Annotated in this window: 19 protein-coding genes; 9 read left to right on the top strand and 10 right to left on the bottom strand. The window is 54.2% G+C overall.

The features are described 5' to 3' along the window. Positions 1-21 precede the first annotated feature (21 nt). Positions 22-948, bottom strand: coding sequence for a LysR family transcriptional regulator (locus tag G163CM_RS01140; protein WP_015963521.1), 927 nt, complete (start codon positions 946-948; stop codon positions 22-24). Between the two features lie 89 nt (positions 949-1,037). Between G163CM_RS01140 and G163CM_RS01135 the strand changes: the two genes are divergently transcribed. Further along, entirely contained in the window at positions 1,038-2,045 is a 1,008-nt protein-coding gene (locus tag G163CM_RS01135; RefSeq protein ID WP_015963520.1) for a bile acid:sodium symporter family protein, read from the top strand. Here the strand turns inward: G163CM_RS01135 and G163CM_RS01130 are convergent. From G163CM_RS01130 to zipA, 3 genes are all read right to left on the bottom strand, one after another. Continuing rightward, the gene (locus G163CM_RS01130) at positions 2,042-2,254 is read right to left on the bottom strand and encodes a DUF3820 family protein (protein WP_015963519.1); all 213 of its coding nucleotides are present in this window, start codon (positions 2,252-2,254) and stop codon (positions 2,042-2,044) included. The two genes, G163CM_RS01135 and G163CM_RS01130, sit on opposite strands and share 4 nt — an antisense overlap. A 1-nt stretch (position 2,255) precedes the next feature. Continuing rightward, the gene (gene ligA, locus G163CM_RS01125) at positions 2,256-4,271 is read right to left on the bottom strand and encodes an NAD-dependent DNA ligase LigA (RefSeq protein ID WP_231826565.1); all 2,016 of its coding nucleotides are present in this window, start codon (positions 4,269-4,271) and stop codon (positions 2,256-2,258) included. Between the two features lie 72 nt (positions 4,272-4,343). Beyond that, positions 4,344-5,375 carry a cell division protein ZipA gene (zipA, locus tag G163CM_RS01120; RefSeq protein WP_231826564.1) on the bottom strand — a complete coding sequence of 344 codons (1,032 nt, stop codon included), beginning with the start codon at positions 5,373-5,375 and terminating at the stop codon, positions 4,344-4,346. A gap of 230 nt (positions 5,376-5,605) precedes the next feature. Here zipA and cysZ point away from each other — a divergent pair, with 230 nt between their 5' ends. From cysZ to G163CM_RS01090, 6 genes are all read left to right on the top strand, one after another. Next, entirely contained in the window at positions 5,606-6,367 is a 762-nt protein-coding gene (gene cysZ, locus G163CM_RS01115) for a sulfate transporter CysZ (protein ID WP_231826563.1), read from the top strand. Between the two features lie 167 nt (positions 6,368-6,534). Next, positions 6,535-7,506 carry a cysteine synthase A gene (cysK, locus tag G163CM_RS01110; protein ID WP_015963515.1) on the top strand — a complete coding sequence of 324 codons (972 nt, stop codon included), beginning with the start codon at positions 6,535-6,537 and terminating at the stop codon, positions 7,504-7,506. A 380-nt stretch (positions 7,507-7,886) separates the two neighbouring features. Continuing rightward, positions 7,887-8,144 (top strand): phosphocarrier protein Hpr, encoded by a 258-nt coding sequence (gene ptsH, locus G163CM_RS01105; protein WP_002913505.1) that lies wholly within the window; start codon positions 7,887-7,889, stop codon positions 8,142-8,144. 44 nt (positions 8,145-8,188) lie between these two features. Beyond that, positions 8,189-9,916, top strand: a complete 1,728-nt coding sequence (gene ptsI / locus G163CM_RS01100; protein WP_231826562.1) for a phosphoenolpyruvate-protein phosphotransferase PtsI — start codon at positions 8,189-8,191, stop codon at positions 9,914-9,916. 38 nt (positions 9,917-9,954) lie between these two features. Further along, positions 9,955-10,464 (top strand): PTS glucose transporter subunit IIA, encoded by a 510-nt coding sequence (gene crr, locus G163CM_RS01095; protein ID WP_008803873.1) that lies wholly within the window; start codon positions 9,955-9,957, stop codon positions 10,462-10,464. A 109-nt stretch (positions 10,465-10,573) separates the two neighbouring features. After that, entirely contained in the window at positions 10,574-12,121 is a 1,548-nt protein-coding gene (locus tag G163CM_RS01090) for an EAL domain-containing protein (protein WP_231826561.1), read from the top strand. Positions 12,122-12,137: 16 nt separating this feature from the next. Here the strand turns inward: G163CM_RS01090 and pdxK are convergent, their stop codons facing one another. Continuing rightward, entirely contained in the window at positions 12,138-12,992 is an 855-nt protein-coding gene (gene pdxK / locus G163CM_RS01085; protein WP_015963511.1) for a pyridoxine/pyridoxal/pyridoxamine kinase, read from the bottom strand. Between the two features lie 248 nt (positions 12,993-13,240). On the opposite strand from pdxK, the gene G163CM_RS01080 reads away from it, so the two are divergent. Both G163CM_RS01080 and G163CM_RS01075 read left to right on the top strand, forming a co-directional pair. Next, entirely contained in the window at positions 13,241-13,639 is a 399-nt protein-coding gene (locus G163CM_RS01080; RefSeq protein WP_231826560.1) for a YybH family protein, read from the top strand. A gap of 112 nt (positions 13,640-13,751) precedes the next feature. Continuing rightward, positions 13,752-14,123, top strand: coding sequence for a YfeK family protein (locus tag G163CM_RS01075; protein ID WP_231826559.1), 372 nt, complete (start codon positions 13,752-13,754; stop codon positions 14,121-14,123). On the opposite strand, the gene cysM is transcribed toward G163CM_RS01075, so the two are convergent. The 5 genes from cysM to cysP form a co-directional block, all read right to left on the bottom strand. Continuing rightward, complete coding sequence (gene cysM / locus G163CM_RS01070) at positions 14,112-15,023, bottom strand: cysteine synthase B (protein WP_015963509.1); 912 nt, start codon at positions 15,021-15,023, stop codon at positions 14,112-14,114. The two genes, G163CM_RS01075 and cysM, sit on opposite strands and share 12 nt — an antisense overlap. A 119-nt stretch (positions 15,024-15,142) precedes the next feature. Next, entirely contained in the window at positions 15,143-16,237 is a 1,095-nt protein-coding gene (cysA, locus tag G163CM_RS01065; RefSeq protein WP_231826558.1) for a sulfate/thiosulfate ABC transporter ATP-binding protein CysA, read from the bottom strand. Continuing rightward, complete coding sequence (cysW, locus tag G163CM_RS01060) at positions 16,227-17,102, bottom strand: sulfate/thiosulfate ABC transporter permease CysW (protein ID WP_000852696.1); 876 nt, start codon at positions 17,100-17,102, stop codon at positions 16,227-16,229. The genes cysA and cysW overlap by 11 nt, the downstream gene beginning before the upstream one ends. Continuing rightward, positions 17,102-17,935, bottom strand: coding sequence for a sulfate/thiosulfate ABC transporter permease CysT (gene cysT / locus G163CM_RS01055; protein WP_000458420.1), 834 nt, complete (start codon positions 17,933-17,935; stop codon positions 17,102-17,104). Before cysT ends, cysW begins: the two co-directional genes overlap by 1 nt. Next, complete coding sequence (gene cysP / locus G163CM_RS01050) at positions 17,935-18,951, bottom strand: thiosulfate/sulfate ABC transporter substrate-binding protein CysP (RefSeq protein WP_231826557.1); 1,017 nt, start codon at positions 18,949-18,951, stop codon at positions 17,935-17,937. Before cysP ends, cysT begins: the two co-directional genes overlap by 1 nt. Positions 18,952-19,017 lie beyond the last annotated feature (66 nt).

Genomic DNA, 19,017 nt, shown 5'->3' with positions numbered 1-19,017 from the left:
GTCCGGCAGAAATTACGCGCTCTAAATCCGATACAGCGGATTACCTTCACGCCCCGCCATTAAGGCACAGCCTTCGTCACGCACCACGTCCCATAATGCTTCAGCGGCGGTTGAAAGCGACCGGTTTTTCCTGCGTGCCAGCATCAGCTGGCGCTCCACCACCGGCGTGATACGCTTCACCACCAGCGGGCTGCCCTCGGGTAACGGCAGCGCCAGCGCCGGAAGAATGCTGATGCCGATACCGGCAGCCACCATCGGGAACAGCGTCGCCGGGTGACCAATCTCCTGCACGATATCCGCCTGAATACCGTTGCGCGCCAGCGCGGCATCAATCAACGGTCGGCTGCCTGAAGCGTAATCCTGCAAAACCAGTTTTGCCCCCTGTAGCGCCTGCCAGGGCACATAATCCTGGGCTGCCAGCGGATGTTCGCGATGACAAAGCAGGAAAAACGGCTCGGAAAGAATCGCTTCACACTGCAGATCGCCCACCGCGCCGGGATCGATAACGATCCCAAAATCCACATCGCCCTGGCGAATACTCTCCATCACCCACTGCTGGGGACGATCGTGCAGAACAAACTGAATATCCGGATAGCGACGATGACTTTCGGCAATGCATTGCGGAATAAGATGCGCGGATATGGTCTGGCTGGCAGCAACGCGGACTTTTCCACTCAACTGCTGGCCCATACGCCCGGCGTCGCGCAGGGTGCTGTTCAGTTCATCCAGCAGTCGTTCCAGACGCAAAGCCAGCTGTTGCCCTGCCTCAGTGAGCACCACTTCGCGCGTCGTTCTGTCCAGCAAACGAACGCCAGTATGATGCTCCAGCTCCTTCACGCTGTGACTTACCGCCGACTGGCTCAGGCCGATACGCTCTCCCGCACGGCTGAAACTTTTCTCCTGCGCCACCGTGACGAATACCTTTAATTGCTTTAGCGAGTAATTCATCTATTTTCTTCATGAATGGATGCAATAAATCAATTTTATTTCTCAAACTGAAAGAAGCACAATAGCGCCATCGATTTTCAGGAGTCTTTATGAAACTTTTTCGTATTCTTGACCCGTTTACGCTGACACTCATTACCGTGGTGCTGCTGGCCTCTTTCTTCCCGGCACGCGGCGAGTTTGTCCCCTTTTTTGAACATCTGACCACCGCCGCGATTGCGCTGCTGTTCTTTATGCACGGTGCAAAATTGTCTCGTGAAGCGATTATTGCCGGGGGCAGCCACTGGCGATTGCACCTGTGGGTAATGTGCAGCACCTTCATTCTCTTCCCGGCGCTGGGCGTGCTGCTGGTGTGGTGGTCCCCGGTGGCGGTGGACCCGGCGCTGTATACCGGTTTTCTCTATCTGTGTATTCTGCCGGCAACCGTCCAGTCAGCCATCGCGTTTACGTCGCTTGCGGGCGGGAACGTTGCGGCGGCGGTCTGTTCTGCGTCAGCGTCCAGCCTGCTGGGGATTTTCCTCTCGCCGTTACTGGTTGGATTGCTGATGAACATGCACGGCGCGGAAGGCAGCCTTGAGCAGGTCGGCAAAATCATGCTGCAACTGCTGTTGCCGTTCGTGCTTGGGCACCTTTCTCGCCCGTGGACCGGCGCATTTGTCGCGAAGCATAAAAAGTGGATTGGCAAAACCGACCAGACTTCTATTCTGTTAGTGGTTTACTCGGCATTCAGCGAAGCGGTGGTGAACGGTATCTGGCACAAAGTGGGGCTGGGTTCGCTGCTGTTTATCGTGGTGGTGAGCATTATCCTGCTGGCGATTGTGATTGCCGTGAACGTACTGGTGGCACGTAAAGCAGGCTTTAATAAAGCGGATGAAATCACAATTGTTTTCTGCGGCTCGAAGAAAAGCCTGGCGAACGGGATACCGATGGCGAACATCCTGTTCCCGACATCGGTTATCGGCATGATGGTACTGCCGCTGATGATATTCCATCAGATCCAACTGATGGTGTGCGCGGTACTGGCGCGTCGCTACAAACAGCAGGCAGAAAAATTGCAGGCCGAAGAGCAGGCCCGCGCGGTCAATACATCCGACGCTTAACGCTTCAGGGGCTGCACCAGCTGGGTCAGCCCCTCTGTTTTAATCAGCAGCGTTAAGGCCATTAGCTCGCCCAGATGCCCGGCAGGAAATTGATCCTTACGGGCAAACCAGAGCAGATACTCTTCCGGGACGTCAATCAACCGACGCCCTTTGTATTTACCAAACGGCATTTCCGTATTGGCGATTTCAATGAGCTGCGCCTTATCCATATCAGACGCCTAAAAGCCGTAGCATTTCAGCTTCATCAATCACCTCAATCCCCAGCTCCTGCGCTTTTGCAAGCTTAGAGCCTGCCGCTTCCCCGGCAATCACCAGGTCAGTTTTCTTCGACACGCTGCCCGCAACTTTGGCACCAAGCTCGACTAAACGCGCCTTTGCATCATCGCGCGACATCTGGCTCAGGCTGCCGGTCAGAACAACCGTTTTCCCGGCAAACGGGCTGTCGATGTCTTCAGCTTTAATCATAACCGCCGCAGGCCAGTTCACGCCCTCTTTCAGCAACTGCTGGATGACGTCGCGATTGCTCTCTTCAGCAAAGAAGTTGAAGACATGCGTGGCAACCACAATGCCGACATCCGGCACTTTTTGCAGCTCTTCAATCGATGCGGCTTCCAGCGCCTCAAGGGTGCCAAAATAGCCCGCCAGCCCGGCAGCCGTGGCTTCACCCACTTCGCGGATACCGAGTGCGTAGAGGAAGCGTGCAAAGGTGGTGTTTTTCGCTTTTTCCAGCGCGTTAACCACATTTTGCGCCGATTTCGGCCCCATACGATCGAGCCCGGTCAGCTTGCCTGCGGTTAACGTGAACAGATCGGCAGGCGTATGGACGTACTCTTTTTCCACCAACTGGTCGATGATTTTATCGCCCATGCCGTCAACATCCAGCGCGCGGCGGGAGACAAAGTGTTTCAGTGACTCTTTACGCTGCGCCCCGCAAATTAGTCCGCCAGTACAGCGCGCCACCGCTTCGCCTTCCACACGCTCGACGTCAGACTGACAAACCGGGCAATGGGTCGGGAAAACAATTTCCTGCGTCTCGTTCGGGCGCTCAGAGAGCACCACATTCACCACCTGCGGGATAACATCCCCGGCGCGGCGAATCACCACCTTATCGCCAATACGTAACCCAAGACGCTCGATTTCATCCGCATTATGCAGCGTGGCATTGCTCACCAGCACGCCTGCCACCTGCACCGGTTCAAGACGTGCAACCGGCGTAATTGCCCCGGTACGGCCTACCTGAAATTCTACGTCGCGCACAAAGGTCATTTGTTCCTGTGCCGGAAATTTAAAGGCCACAGCCCAGCGCGGCGCGCGCGCAACAAAGCCCAGCTGTTCCTGTAGCGCCAGCGAGTCGACTTTAATCACCACACCGTCAATATCAAAGCCGAGCGTCGGGCGGTCTTCCTCAACCTTGTGATAGTAAGCGAGTACTTCCTCCGGGGAGTTGCAGAGTTTTACGCGATCGCTCACCGGCAGGCCCCAGGCTTTAAACTGTTGCAGACGCCCCATATGGCTGGCGGGCAGTTCACCGCCCTCCAGAATACCCACGCCGTAGCAGAAGAAAGTAAGTGGTCGCTTCGCCGTAATACGCGGGTCAAGCTGACGCAACGACCCCGCCGCCGCATTACGCGGGTTGGCAAATAATTTGCCGCCGGTACGTCGCGCGTCATCATTGATTTTTTCGAACCCCGCCTGCGGCAGGAACACTTCACCACGCACTTCGAGGCGCGCCGGGATATTGTCTCCGCGCAGTTTTAACGGGATCGCGCGAATAGTGCGCACGTTAGCGGTGATATCTTCCCCGGTGGTGCCGTCGCCGCGCGTCGCCGCCTGCACCATGACGCCGTTTTCATAAAGAATACTCACCGCCAGGCCATCCAGCTTCAGCTCACAGCAATAGACCAGCGCGTCGCTGCTTTTCAGTCGGTCCTGCACGCGCTTGTTGAAGGCGAGGAAGCTCTCTTCATCAAACACGTTATCCAGCGACAGCATAGGCACTTCGTGACGCACCTGGCTGAACGCGGCCAGCGGCGATGCGCCCACGCGTTGCGTCGGCGAATCTGGTGTAATCAATTCGGGATGTTGCGCCTCAAGCTCGCGCAGTTCGCGCATCAGGCGATCGTACTCGGCGTCCGGCACTTCCGGCGCATCCATAACGTGGTAGAGATATTCATGATGGCGAAGCGTGGTTCGCAGTTCATTCAGTTGTTGTTCGATCGGTTCCATATCACACCATCAATGATAAAAAACCCCCGACAGGCGGGGGTTCAGGGAGAGTTGATAAAACGCCAGCCGTGATTAGGCGTTCGATTCCAGCACGTCGCGGATGCGGTCCTGGTATTCGCGCAGTTTCTGCGGCGTCATCATCCGACGTTGATCGTCAAGCACCACACCGCCCACTTCATCGGCAATGTACTGTGCCGATTGCAACATCAGCTTGAAGTTTTGCAGTGCATCGCCGTAAGCCGGTACCTGCATAAAGATAGTGATACCAGGCGTCGCCATATCAGCCATATTTTCCGGGTCGAAGGTGCCGGGTTTCAGCATATTCGCAAGGCTGAAAAGCGCAGGGCCACTGCCATCAGGGCTTAAGTGGCGATGGAAAATATTCATATCGCCAAATTTGAACCCGGCCTGCTGAATACTGTTCAGCAGCAGCTCGCCGTTGATCTGCGTCCCCTGGTGCGCGGAGACGTTCATCACGATGACGGTCTCTTTACGCTCAGGCTTCGCGGGCGCTTCTTCAACCGGCTTAGGCTCTGGCTGCTGTACAGCGGCTGGCGCTGGTTGCGGTTGCGCGACCTGAGGTTCTGGCGCGGCAGGCTGTGGCGGAGCAACCGGTTGAGGCTGCGGCGCGGCGGGCTGCACCGGCTGAGGTGCGGCAACAGGCTGCGGCTGCGAATGAGGTTGTGGCTGATGAACCGGCTGCGGCTGCGCATGCGGCTGCTGGACAGGCGGTTGCTGCACGCGCGGCTGTTGAGGCTGCGGTGCGGATGGCCGGGCTGGCTCCTCGTGGCGCACAGGCTGTTGAACCTGACGCTCATAAGGGGGCTGGTACTGGTGCGAAGGCGCCTGATGAGGTGCGTCATGCTCCCCAGCTACGCCCGGGGCGTGATTGACCTTGTGGACACGAACTTCGCCCACGCCTTCATCACTATCATCGAAGCCATCATCAGACTCGTCGTCTTCACGAGACTTCATGCGTTTTAGTGGGCGATCGCGGAACATTGACGAGCGCTCTTTACGGCTGGTCCAGAAACCATGAACCAGAAGAGCGAGTATGGCGATCGCGCCAACAATGATTAATATCAGACGCAAATCCTGCATCATTATATTCTCTGTTGTTCTAACACCTTGCCACCACGGCAAACATTTACTCCCTAAGAGTATTTGCCCAACACGTCAAGTGCAAGTGCGCACATGACATTCCCCGCAGAAAGATAACCTAAATCGTGCTTTTTGCTGTTTTTTCGAACATTTCCTAACTGGTCATTCCCTGACAACCCGATAATATACGCAGGTAATTTCGTAGCTGTCAGACACAGGAGCATTTGCTGACCATGGTTTCATCATCCACCCCTTCCCCGCGCAGCGGTCTCTATTATTTCTCGCAGGGCTGGAAACTGATCGGGTTACCCGGCATTCGCCGGTTCGTTATTTTACCGTTGCTGGTCAACATTGTACTGATGGGAGGCGCGTTCTGGTGGCTGTTCAGTAAGCTCGGCGAGTGGATCCCCTCGCTGATGGGGCAAATCCCTGACTGGCTGCAATGGCTGAGCTACCTGCTGTGGCCGGTGGCGGTGATTTCGATTTTACTGGTGTTCGGCTACTTCTTTTCGACCATCGCCAACTGGATTGCCGCGCCGTTTAACGGCCTGCTGGCGGAACAGCTTGAAGCGCGCCTGACCGGCGCAACGCCGCCGGATACGGGCGTATTGGGTGTGGTAAAAGACGTGCCGCGCATCATGAAGCGCGAATGGCAGAAGTTTGCCTGGTATCTGCCGCGCGCGCTGGTGCTGTTGGTGCTCTATTTTATTCCCGGTATCGGGCAGACGGTCGCGCCAGTATTGTGGTTTCTATTCAGCGCATGGATGCTGGCGATCCAGTACTGCGATTACCCGTTCGACAACCATAAAGTGCCGTTTAAAACCATGCGCACGGCGCTACGCGAACGCAAAGTGCTGAACATGCAGTTCGGCGCGCTGGCGAGTCTGTTTACCCTGATCCCGGTATTAAACCTGGTCATTATCCCGGTCGCCATCTGCGGCGCAACGGCGATGTGGGTCGACTGTTATCGCGATAAACATGCGATGTGGAAGTAACCCCTTCAGGCGCTCACGCTCGTGAGCGCCGTTATGCTTTCCTTATTCCATCCTGACAGCCATTATTTCCCTTCTGAATATAGATATGCTAATTACTTACTTCCGCAGATTCTTTAAGCAGGTATGCTGGGGCAGTACCCCAAATTTCATACAGTTAAGGACAGGCCATGAGTAAGATTTTTGAAGATAACTCGCTGACTATCGGTCACACGCCGCTGGTTCGACTGAACCGCATCGGTAACGGACGCATTCTGGCGAAGGTAGAATCACGCAACCCAAGCTTCAGCGTTAAGTGCCGTATCGGTGCCAACATGATTTGGGATGCAGAAAAACGTGGCGTGCTGAAACCGGGCGTAGAGCTGGTTGAACCGACCAGCGGTAACACCGGTATCGCGCTGGCCTATGTCGCCGCCGCACGTGGCTACAAACTGACGCTGACCATGCCGGAAACCATGAGTATTGAACGTCGCAAGCTGCTGAAAGCGTTGGGCGCAAATCTGGTGCTGACCGAAGGCGCGAAAGGCATGAAAGGCGCGATTCAAAAAGCTGAAGAAATTGTTGCCAGCGACCCGGAAAAATTCCTGCTGCTGCAGCAATTCAGCAACCCGGCAAACCCGGAAATTCATGAAAAAACCACCGGCCCGGAAATCTGGGAAGATACCGATGGTCAGGTTGACGTATTTATCGCAGGTGTCGGTACCGGCGGTACGCTGACCGGCGTGTCGCGTTACATCAAAGGCACAAAAGGCAAAACCGACCTGATTTCCGTCGCGGTTGAACCGACAGACTCCCCGGTCATTGCTCAGGCGCTGGCGGGTGAAGAGATCAAACCGGGCCCGCACAAAATTCAGGGTATCGGTGCCGGTTTCATCCCGGGCAACCTCGATCTTAAGCTGGTTGATAAAGTTGTCGCCATCACCAATGAAGAAGCCATTTCCACCGCGCGCCGCCTGATGGAAGAAGAAGGTATTCTGGCTGGCATCTCTTCCGGCGCAGCCGTTGCGGCAGCGTTGAAACTTCAGGAAGATGAAACCTTTACCAACAAGAATATTGTGGTTATCCTACCGTCATCGGGTGAGCGTTATCTGAGCACCGCACTGTTTGCCGATCTCTTCACAGAGAAGGAACTGCAACAGTAGTGCCAGCATGTTAAAAGCGCGTAAAAAAGCACCCTTTTGGGTGCTTTTTTGTGGCGTGCATCAAACTTTTACCCCCCCTGCCATTGCTTCACCGCATCAGGTCTGGTATTTAACATTCAGATTTATTTTGATGCGCGAAATTATTCATTTCCGGATTTGCACAAGCTGAATCGATTTTATGATTTGGTTCAAATCTCTCTTTCGCGGCATAATGTTTAATGATAAGCGAAGCGCCGAAGGCCAGAAGCGCACGAATCGGAAAGTATTATACCGATTCCGGCGTTCAGAATCGTGACATCGCTGATTACTACAGGCTAAAGTCAGGCCGCCAGGCTAGACTTTAGTTCCACAACACTAAACCTATAAGTTGGGGAAATATAATGTTCCAGCAAGAAGTTACCATTACCGCTCCGAACGGTCTGCATACCCGCCCTGCTGCTCAGTTTGTTAAAGAAGCGAAAGGCTTCACTTCTGAGATCACTGTGACCTCCAACGGCAAAAGCGCCAGCGCAAAAAGCCTGTTCAAACTGCAGACTCTGGGCCTGACTCAGGGCACCGTTGTGACCCTTTCCGCTGAAGGTGAAGACGAACAAAAAGCAGTTGAGCATCTCGTTAAGCTGATGGCTGAACTCGAGTAAGTTCCAGAGTTCTTTTTCATATCAGTCACAAGTAAGGTAGGGTTATGATTTCAGGCATTTTAGCATCCCCGGGTATCGCTTTCGGTAAAGCACTGCTGCTGAAAGAAGATGAGATTGTCATCGACCGGAAAAAAATTTCTGCCGATAAGGTTGATCAGGAAGTTGAGCGTTTTCTGGCTGGTCGCGCCAAGGCGTCGGCACAGTTAGAAGCCATCAAGACTAAAGCTGGCGAAACTTTCGGTGAAGAAAAAGAAGCTATCTTCGAAGGGCACATCATGCTGCTCGAAGATGAAGAGCTGGAGCAGGAAATCATAGCCCTGGTTAAAGATAAGCACATGACGGCTGACGCAGCGGCTCATGAGGTTATCGAAGGTCAGGCGACTGCCCTGGAAGAACTGGATGATGAATACCTGAAAGAGCGTGCGGCTGACGTACGTGACATCGGTAAGCGCCTGCTGCGCAACATCCTGGGTCTGGCAATCATCGACCTGAGCGCAATTCAGGACGAAGTTATCCTGGTTGCGGCTGACCTGACCCCGTCCGAAACCGCACAGCTGAACCTGAAGAAGGTGCTGGGCTTTATCACTGACGTCGGTGGCCGTACTTCTCACACCTCCATCATGGCGCGTTCTCTGGAACTGCCTGCGATTGTGGGTACCGGCAACGTCACCTCTCAGGTGAAAAACGACGACTATCTGATTCTGGATGCCGTAAACAACCAGGTTTACGTCAACCCGACCAACGAAGAGATCGAAAAACTGCGCGCCGTTCAGGAGCAGGTTGCTTCTGAAAAAGCTGAACTGGCAAAACTGAAAGATCTGCCGGCTATCACCCTTGATGGTCACCAGGTTGAAGTTTGCGCCAACATCGGTACCGTGCGTGACGTCGAAGGCGCTGAGCGCAATGGCGCAGAAGGCGTTGGTCTCTATCGTACTGAATTCCTGTTCATGGACCGTGACGCGCTGCCAACTGAAGAAGAACAGTTTGCTGCGTATAAAGCCGTTGCTGAAGCGTGTGGCTCTCAGGCGGTTATCGTCCGTACCATGGACATCGGCGGCGACAAAGAGCTGCCGTACATGAACTTCCCGAAAGAAGAGAACCCGTTCCTGGGCTGGCGTGCCGTGCGTATCGCAATGGATCGTAAAGAGATCCTGCGTGACCAGGTTCGCGCCATCCTGCGTGCGTCCGCTTTCGGTAAACTGCGCATCATGTTCCCGATGATCATCTCTGTTGAAGAAGTACGCGCCCTGCGCAAAGAGATCGAAATCTACAAACAGGAACTGCGCGACGAAGGTAAAGCATTTGATGAGTCCATCGAGATTGGCGTAATGGTGGAAACACCGGCTGCGGCAACGATTGCTCGTCATTTAGCCAAAGAAGTTGATTTCTTTAGTATCGGTACCAATGATTTAACGCAGTACACTCTGGCAGTTGACCGTGGTAATGATATGATTTCACATCTTTACCAACCAATGTCACCGTCCGTCCTTACGCTGATCAAGCAGGTTATTGATGCTTCTCATGCTGAAGGTAAATGGACTGGCATGTGTGGTGAGCTTGCAGGCGACGAACGTGCTACACTTCTGTTGCTGGGTATGGGTCTGGACGAATTCTCAATGAGCGCCATTTCTATCCCACGCATTAAGAAGATCATTCGTAACACGAACTTCGAAGATGCGAAGGTATTAGCAGAGCAAGCTCTTGCTCAACCGACAACGGACGAGTTAATGGCGCTGGTTAACAAGTTCATTGAAGAAAAAACAATCTGCTAATCCACGAGTTCGGCCCAATTACTGCTTAGGAGAAGATCATGGGTTTGTTCGACAAATTGAAATCTCTGGTTTCTGACGACAAAAAAGACACCGGTACTATTGAGATTATTGCACCGCTCTCTGGCGAGATCGTTAACATTGAAGACGTGCCGGATGTAGTTTTTGCTGAAAAAATCGTTGGCGACGGTATTGCCATCAAACCAACTGGCAACAAAATGGTTGCGCCGGTTGATGGGACTATCGGCAAGATTTTTGAAACCAACCATGCCTTCTCTATCGAATCCGATAGCGGCATCGAGCTGTTCGTTCACTTCGGTATCGACACCGTTGAACTGAAAGGCGAAGGTTTCAAACGTATCGCTGAAGAAGGCCAACGCGTGAAAGTCGGCGACCCGGTTATCGAATTCGATCTGCCGCTGCTGGAAGAGAAAGCCAAGTCTACCCTGACTCCGGTTGTTATCTCCAACATGGACGAGATCAAAGAGCTGATCAAACTGTCCGGTAGCGTAACTGTGGGTGAAACCCCGGTTATCCGCATCAAGAAGTAATTCTTGCTGAACAGAAAAAGGCGCCGAAAGGCGCCTTTTTTGTCTCTGTTATCCCTTCACTGGCTCGCTGACGTATACTTCCAGTTCATCAGACAAAAATGGATGGCAGATGAAAGCGGTCGGCACAAAACTCAGAACGTTCACTACCCTTTTCTGCGTGCTGATAATCCTCGTGGGTGGCGCGGTGTTAACCTGGTTTCAGGTGATTGCCGCGGAGCTTGAGCAGACCGCTTTAGTGGCGAAAAAGACCGTGCAAAAAATCGATACGCTGCTGAATGCCTCCCGACAGGCCGCCACAAAAGCGCATCCTCTGCTTTCACAACCCTGCACCGCCCAAACGCGTACCGAACTTGAGCGGTTGGTGGTTTCTGTTCCGCATATCCGCATCATCAATCTTTATAAAGATAAGATCCTGTTCTGCTCTTCCTATAATGATGCCAACGCCATCAATATGAATTATGCGGCGCATATCGCGCAGGAACTGAGCATCATCGATGATAAGACCATCTCACCAGGTGAAAAGGTGATTGTGTTACAAACGATATATCCGGAAGGGATGATTACCTCAAGCTTCAGTGGCCAGTGGCTGACCGAGGTACTGGAACTGTTGAGCAATCAGCGGCCTCTTACATTACATATTGGCGATACGGTAATGCGGCACCACGCCAAAAAGGTTCCGGACGATAACGTCAGGCATGTCATTGTGCAGTCGGATAAATTCCCCTACTCCGTCGATTATCCGGCCTGGAAGACGGTTCCCGTTTCGTTGTATCTGCAACAGGGTTGGCTGTCGTTACTGCTGACGCTGTGCCTGGCGCTAATCGTCGGGGTTGCGCTGCGGCGACATATTCTTCATCGCCCTACTCTGTATGAAAACCTTGAGCGCGCCATCGCTGAAGGAGAAATCGTTCCATGGTATCAACCGGTCATCCACAGCGGCTCAGGGAAATTCTACGGCGTGGAAGTGCTTGCGCGCTGGGTGACGCCTTCTGGCGAAATCATCTCGCCCGATAGCTTTATTCCGCTTGCTGAAGAGAGCGGGCTTATTGTGCCGTTGACACGCAAATTAATGGCGCTGGCAGGTGATGAACTGCCTTCCCTGCTTGAAGCGCGGCCCCAACCTTTTCACGTGAGTTTTAATTTCACCGCCTCACATATTCAGACACCCAACTTTATCGACGAGTGTCGTGCATTCCTGAAACGCTTCCCGGAAAACAGTATTCGCCTCACCGCAGAAATCACCGAACGTGAACCGTTTGAGAAAGTGAATGAGCTAAAAGAAACGCTGAGATTTCTCGAAAGCCGCAGCGTAACCATCGCGCTGGATGATTTTGGTACCGGTTATTCCAATCTGAATTTACTCACCGGGTTGCCGGTCGGGCTGATTAAAATCGATAAGCTGTTTGTGAACGGGATTTCCAGCGCCAGAGATTCCACCAAACTGATTGATTGTGTTATCGATATGGCAAAATCACTGGGGATGAAAATTATCGTTGAAGGCGTGGAAACGGAATATCAGGTGGCATATCTGACGCATAAGCAGGTCGATTACTTTCAGGGCTACTACTTCTCAAAACCCCTTCCCGTAAGCGAACTGGCTACCGTGGTGAAAAAAACGTATCGCATTCCGCAGCTTGAAGAGATTTCCCACGCCTGACGACGTGGGAAACGATTTACAGCGGGGGGAGCATCAGCTCATGACACTCGTGCTCATGGGTCCAGGTCATGACCTGCAATACGCGATTGGCCGCGCGTTCCGCCGCGTCGCCAAGCGATGCGCCTTCCAGCAGGCGACTCACCAACTCAGCACAGAACAGGTCGCCGGTGCCTTTCAGGTCGGTGACAATTCTCGGATGCTCAATGACGCGAATATCATCTGCCGTCACCGCCACCACCGAGATAGCCTCAGGATTTTTCGACGGTGCACTGGTGATAATTACCCATTTTAAGGTGTCTGAAAGGAGACTGCGCGCGGCCAGAATCGCCTCTTCAAGGGTATGACACGGCATATCGCTCAACATCTGCAACTCGAACAAATTCGGCGTAATGCCCTGCGCCTGCGGCAACAAATGCTGGCGATACGCGAGCGGAATCTCCGCCTTCACATACATCCCGCTATCGATGTCGCCGATAACCGGGTCGACCAATACAAAAATATCAGGGTGTGTTTGACGAATCGTTGCCAGCCAATCGGCCAGCAGGGCAATCTGTTCCGCACTACCCATATAGCCGGTGGTTACCGCTTTTAGGGTTTGCAGCGCATTACGCTCTTCCAGCGCCAGCAAATACCCCCGGAACCATTCAGCCGGGATCACCCCGCCATAGAACGTGTCGTAATGCGGCGTATTGCTGAACAAAACCGTCGGCACCGCCATAACCTGCCAGCCGTGCTGCTTAATGGCCGGAACCGCAATACTGTTGCCCACGCTGCCATAAATAACCTGAGACTGCACAGCAACGATATCCGCCTGCAATGCCTGGCGCGTGTCGCTAAACAGCACCGATTGTATGTCGTCTTGCTGGTCCATTCTTTCTCCTCCCGCTGGACGGCGGGTCATACGCTATCCACTTATCGCTCTATGTTATGCCAGCTAGCGGCAAAGGTCGATTCCCCCACGGGGTAATGATGCAGAAAGATGAAAATCCAAAAATGAAGAAACCATCACAAATTCAATGAGAAACCAGACAATTTAACCACGGTTTCTCACAGCCCACATATACTGAATAGCACTACAATTAATACGGTGAACCACGCCACCCCACGAGGCCCATCGCGATGACCCAGGTACAGACCCAAATCAAGGCCGTTATCGAAGCCTGTGACCAGGCCATTTCGCAGGAAGATTACGACACGCTGATGAACTACTACGCCGAGGACGCCACGCTTGTGGTGAAGCCGGAGATGATTGTGAAAGGCAAAGTGAATATTCATAAAGCGTTTATCGCTATCGCCGATTTCTTCCAGCATCGCCTGGTGGTGACGCAGGGGAAAATGGAGATTATCGAAGGCGGCGACACGGCGCTGGTGATTATGGAAACCCGGCTGGATATTCCAACGGAAGACGGCGGCAGCACTCAGGTCACCAGGCGGGCAACCTATGTGTTTGCCCACCGTGATGAGCGCTGGCTTTGTACCATCGACAATTCCTACGGGACGGATTTACTGAACCCCTGAGACCTCATTTTCGGAATTTATTGCCCCGCCAATCGCTCGCAAAGCTAAATTTTGCCGCGCTTTCGCGAGCACACTAGCGCCAGATTTATCACTCACATGGAACGTTATATTGATGAAAAGAATTCTCTGCGCGCTGGTCGCCCTGCTGCTTACGCTTCCCGCGTGGGCTAAACTCAATGCTCACGAAGAAGCCCGCATTAATGCCATGCTCGACGCACTGTCTCAGCAAAAAGAGTTGGTCTTTGTGCGCAATGGCGATGAGCACACCTGCGACGAAGCGGTGTCTCATCTGAAGTTGAAACTCGGCAACACGCGCAACCGCATTGATACCGCCGAGCAATTTATTGATAAGGTGGCCTCGTCGTCATCGATTACCGGTAAGCCGTATATCGTGAAGATCCCCGGTAAGAGCGATGAGAACGCACAGCCTTACTTGCACGCGCTGATTGCGCAGACGGATAAAACACTACCGTCAAATCCCTGAACCCTGGCTAAAGTGCTCTTCCCCAAACACCCCGGTGGAAAGGTAGCGATCGCCGCGATCGCAGATGATCGCCACCACTACCGCACCGGGGTTGGCTTTTGCCACGCGAATTGCGCCAGCGACCGCACCGCCGGAGCTCACGCCGCAGAAAATCCCTTCCCGCACCGCCAGTTCGCGCATGGTGTTTTCCGCATCGCGCTGATGAATATCCACCACCTCATCCACTAATGAGGCATTGAAAATCCCTGGCATATACTCCGCCGGCCAGCGGCGAATGCCCGGAATGCTGCTGCCCTCTTCCGGTTGCAGGCCAACAATCGTCACCGGCCTGGATTGCTCGCGCATAAAGCGCGACACGCCGGTAATCGTACCGGTCGTCCCCATGCTGGAGACAAAATGGGTGATGCGACCGCCGGTTTGCTGCCAGATTTCCGGCCCGGTGGTGGTGTAATGCGCATAAGGGTTATCGGGATTATTGAACTGATCGAGCAGCTTGCCTTCACCGCGATTCGCCATTTCGAGCGCCAAATCGCGTGCACCTTCCATGCCCTGCTCTTTGGTGACCAGAATCAGTTCCGCACCGTAGGCACGCATCGCCGCGCGACGCTCCTGGCTCATGTTGTCGGGCATCAGCAATTTCATGCGATAGCCTTTTAGCGCGGCGATCATTGCCAGCGCAATACCGGTGTTACCACTGGTGGCTTCAATCAGGACATCGCCCGGTTTGATTTCTCCGCGCTTTTCCGCCTCGACAATCATCGATAGCGCGGCACGATCTTTCACCGAACCTGCCGGGTTATTGCCTTCCAGCTTCACCCACACTTCACTGCCGTTATCCGGCCCCAGACGTTGTAATTTGACCAGCGGCGTATTGCCGATGGTTTGTTCTAATGTGTTCACGTTTTCTGCCCAAGAAAAAGCCGGGTGGCGCTTCGCTTACCCGGCCTACAAAACCACGACATACGCTGTAGGCCCGGTAAGCGAAGCGCCACCGGGCGATAAACCTGCAAATTAACCTATCAGGCCGTTTCCGCCAGAGCAAGCGTCTCATGAGACTCGATACGCTCGTCGCCGTTATACAACCGCGCATGTTGCAGCCCGACGAACAAACGATCGCCGCGCACTGGCGCGTCATCGCCACGCATCACCACGGTGAGTGGATCTTCATACCACCCCAGCGGCTGCACAACTAATTGGGTGTAGTGACCTTTCGGGCTGGCTTCCAGCACCTGGACCGGCAGCGGCGAATCGAGGCTGGTACGGCGGCTGATATCCACTTCCCACGGGCGCAGGAAGAGATCCACTGGCCCCTGATACACAGGCGTGTAGCCCAGCGGCCAGCGATGTGCGCCAACATGGAACTGCCCACCGCGAATGGTTCCCTGCAGGCGGTTCACTTCGCCCATAAACTCGAGCACAAAACGGGTCGCCGGTTCGCGCCATACCTGGTCCGGTTCATCAGCCTGTTCGATATTGCCCTGGCTCATCACCACCACGCGGTTGGCGACTTCCATCGCCTCTTCCTGGTCGTGGGTGACGAACACGCTGGTGAATTTCAGCTCTTCATGCAGTTGACGCAGCCAGCGACGCAGCTCTTTACGCACCTGCGCATCCAGCGCGCCAAACGGTTCATCAAGCAGCAGAATTTGCGGTTCCACAGCCAGCGCGCGCGCCAGCGCCACGCGCTGTTTCTGGCCGCCGGAAAGCTGTGCCGGATAACGATCCGCCAGATGCGCAAGCTGCACCATCTCCAGCAATTTTGTCACTTTCGCTTTGATCGCCGCGGCATTCGGGCGCTCGCGACGTGGCAGCACCGTCAGGCCAAAAGCGATATTGTCGAATACCGTCATATGGCGGAACAGCGCGTAATGCTGGAACACGAAACCGACTTTACGATCGCGCGCATGCAGGCGGCTGACGTCGGTACCGTGGAAACGGATATGCCCGCTGGTTTGATGCTCCAGCCCGGCGATAATGCGCAGCAGCGTGGTTTTTCCGGAACCGGACGGCCCCAGCAGCGCGACCATCTGACCAGAAGGAATATCCAGTGAGATATCGTTCAGCACCTGGGTGCGACCAAACGACTTCTTAATATTGGCAATCTCAATGCTCATGATGTTCCTCCTGCTGCGCGCGTTTTTCCTGATTCTCCAGGCGCCACTGCAACATACTCTTTAAAAACAAGGTGATAATCGCCATCAGCGTCAACAGCGCGGCGGCAGTAAAGGAGCCGACGGTGTTGTAGTCCTGCTCCAGCAATTCAATCTGTAACGGCAGCGAAAGTGTTTCACCGCGAATCGAGCCGGAAACCACCGATACCGCGCCAAACTCGCCAATCGCGCGGGCGTTGGTCAGCACCACGCCGTAAAGCAGCGCCCAGCGAATGTTCGGTAATGTGACGCGACGGAACATCTGCCAGCCGGACGCACCAAGCAAAATCGCCGCTTCGTCCTCCTGGCTGCCCTGGCTTAACATCACCGGCACCAGCTCGCGTACCACAAACGGACACGTCACGAAGATGGTGACCAGCACCATTCCCGGCCACGAGAACATAATTTGCAGGTTATGCTCGTCGAGCCAACCGCCCAGCGGGCCATTAGAGCCGTAGAACAGCAGATAAACCAGACCGGCAACCACCGGCGAGACGGCAAACGGAATGTCCAGCAGCGTCAGCAACAACTGGCGTCCGGGGAAGTTAAAGCGCGTCACCAGCCACGCCAGCAGAATGCCGAACACCAGGTTTACCGGTACGGCAATCAGCGCAATCATCACCGTCAGCCAGATGGCATGCAGCATGTCCGGATCGGCCAGATTCTGTAAAACTGGCATCAGTCCTTTGCTGAACGCCTGTACGAAGATGTAAATCATCGGCACCAGCAGAATGAACGCCGATACCAGCATCCCGGTGCCAATCAGAAACCATTTGCCCCAGTTAATCGGGCGCGCGTCATAACGCTTCAATTGGGTAACTTCCGCCATTAATGACCTACCACACGCCGACCAAAGCGACTTTGCAGAGTGTTAATTGAGAACAGCAGCAGCAGGGATGCCGCGAGGATCACCGAAGCAATCGCGCTCGCCGCCGGGTAATCAAACTCCTGCAAGCGCACAAAAATCATCAGCGACGTCACTTCCGTCTTCCAGGCGATGTTCCCGGCGATAAATATCACCGCGCCAAACTCACCAAGACTACGGGTAAACGACAACGCCACGCCCGCCACCAGCGCCGGAGAAAGCTCCGGCAGCACCACTTTGCAGAAACTCTGCCAGCGCGTTGCGCCAAGCGTTTCTGCCGCTTCTTCATATTCCGGGCCCAACTCTTCCAGCACCGGCTGCACGGTACGCACCACAAACGGGATGCTGGTAAAGGCCATCGCCACCGCTATCCCAAGCCAGGTATAGGTGACTTTGATATCAAACTTCGCCAGCCATTCACCGTAAAAACCGTTCACGGAAAAGAGCGAGGCCAGCGTTAAACCGGCGACTGCCGTTGGCAGCGCAAAGGGTAAATCCATCAGCGCATCAAGCAACGTGCGGCCAGGGAAGCGATAACGGGTTAAGATCCACGCCATCAGCAGGCCGAAAACGCCGTTAAAAATGGATGCCACAAACGCCGACAGCAGCGTCACTTTGTAGGCCGCGACCACCTGCGGGTTGGTAATCACCTCCCAGTACTGCGCCCAGCTCATCTCAGAAAGCTGCATCACCAGCGCGGAGAGCGGCAGCAGCAATATCAGGCACACAAACAGCAGACTAGTGCCAAGGCTTAAGGTAAAGCCCGGCAGCACGCGTCTTGAAGAAACTGCAAACATTACTTACGCCCCGCCGCTAACAGCTTGTCTAACTCGCCGCCGCTGGTGAAGTGGGTTTTCATCACTTCCGGCCAGGAGCCAAATTTGTCTTCCACGCGGAACAGTTCGGTCTGCGGGAATTTATCTTTCAGTTTGTCCATGACTTCCGGGTTATTCACGCGGTAGTAATAGTCGGTGATGATGGTCTGCGCCTGTGGGCTGTAGAGCCAGTTCAGGTAGGCTTTTGCGGCTTTTTCCGTACCGTTGGCCTGCACATTTTTATCGACCCACGCCACCGGGAATTCCGCCAGAATATTGGTTTTCGGGATCACCACTTCAAAGCCCTGTGCTTCATACTGTTTACGGATGTTGTTCACTTCCGATTCAAAGCTAATCAGCACTTCGCCCAGGCCACGCTCGGCAAAAGTGGTGGTTGCGCCACGACCGCCGGTATCGAACACTTCAACGTTTTTCAGGAACTGGGTCATAAACTGTTCGGTTTTGGCTTTATCGCCACCGTCAGCTTTATCCGCTGCGCCCCACGCGGCTAAATAGGTGTAACGCGCGTTACCGGAGGTTTTCGGGTTCGGGAAAATCAGCTTCACGTCGGAGCGCACCAGATCGTTCCAGTCGTGGATATTCTTCGGGTTGCCCTTACGCACCAGGAAGCCCATGGTGGAGTAGAACGGCGAGCTGTTATTCGGCAGGCGCGACTGCCAGTCCGCCGGGATAAGCTTGCCTTTATCGTGCAGAATTTGTACGTCGGTCACCTGGTTATAAGTTACAACGTCTGCTTTTAAGCCCTGCAAAATCGCCAGCGCCTGTTTTGATGACCCGGCATGAGATTGTTTTATCGTCAGTTTATCGCCGCCGTTATCTTTGGCCCATTGTTGCTCAAACGGCGGATTCAGGGCAGCAAACAGCTCGCGAGAGACGTCATAAGAACTGTTCAGCAACTCAGTTGCCTGCGCCTGCGCGACCAGCAACATGGAAGCTGCCAGCGTCAGGTATCCTTTTTTCAGTAAGTTAACGGCCATTCCGCACCCTTGTCGTGTGATGATTCTCTAAGCATCAGTGTATTTATAACGGGTGTGAAAGGAGTA

Origin of the sequence: Pseudocitrobacter corydidari (genome assembly GCF_021172065.1) — a bacterium.
GTDB lineage: Bacteria > Pseudomonadota > Gammaproteobacteria > Enterobacterales > Enterobacteriaceae > Pseudocitrobacter > Pseudocitrobacter corydidari.
Note: the sequence above shows the minus strand (reverse complement) of the source record. Positions and strands in the feature narration are given on the sequence as shown.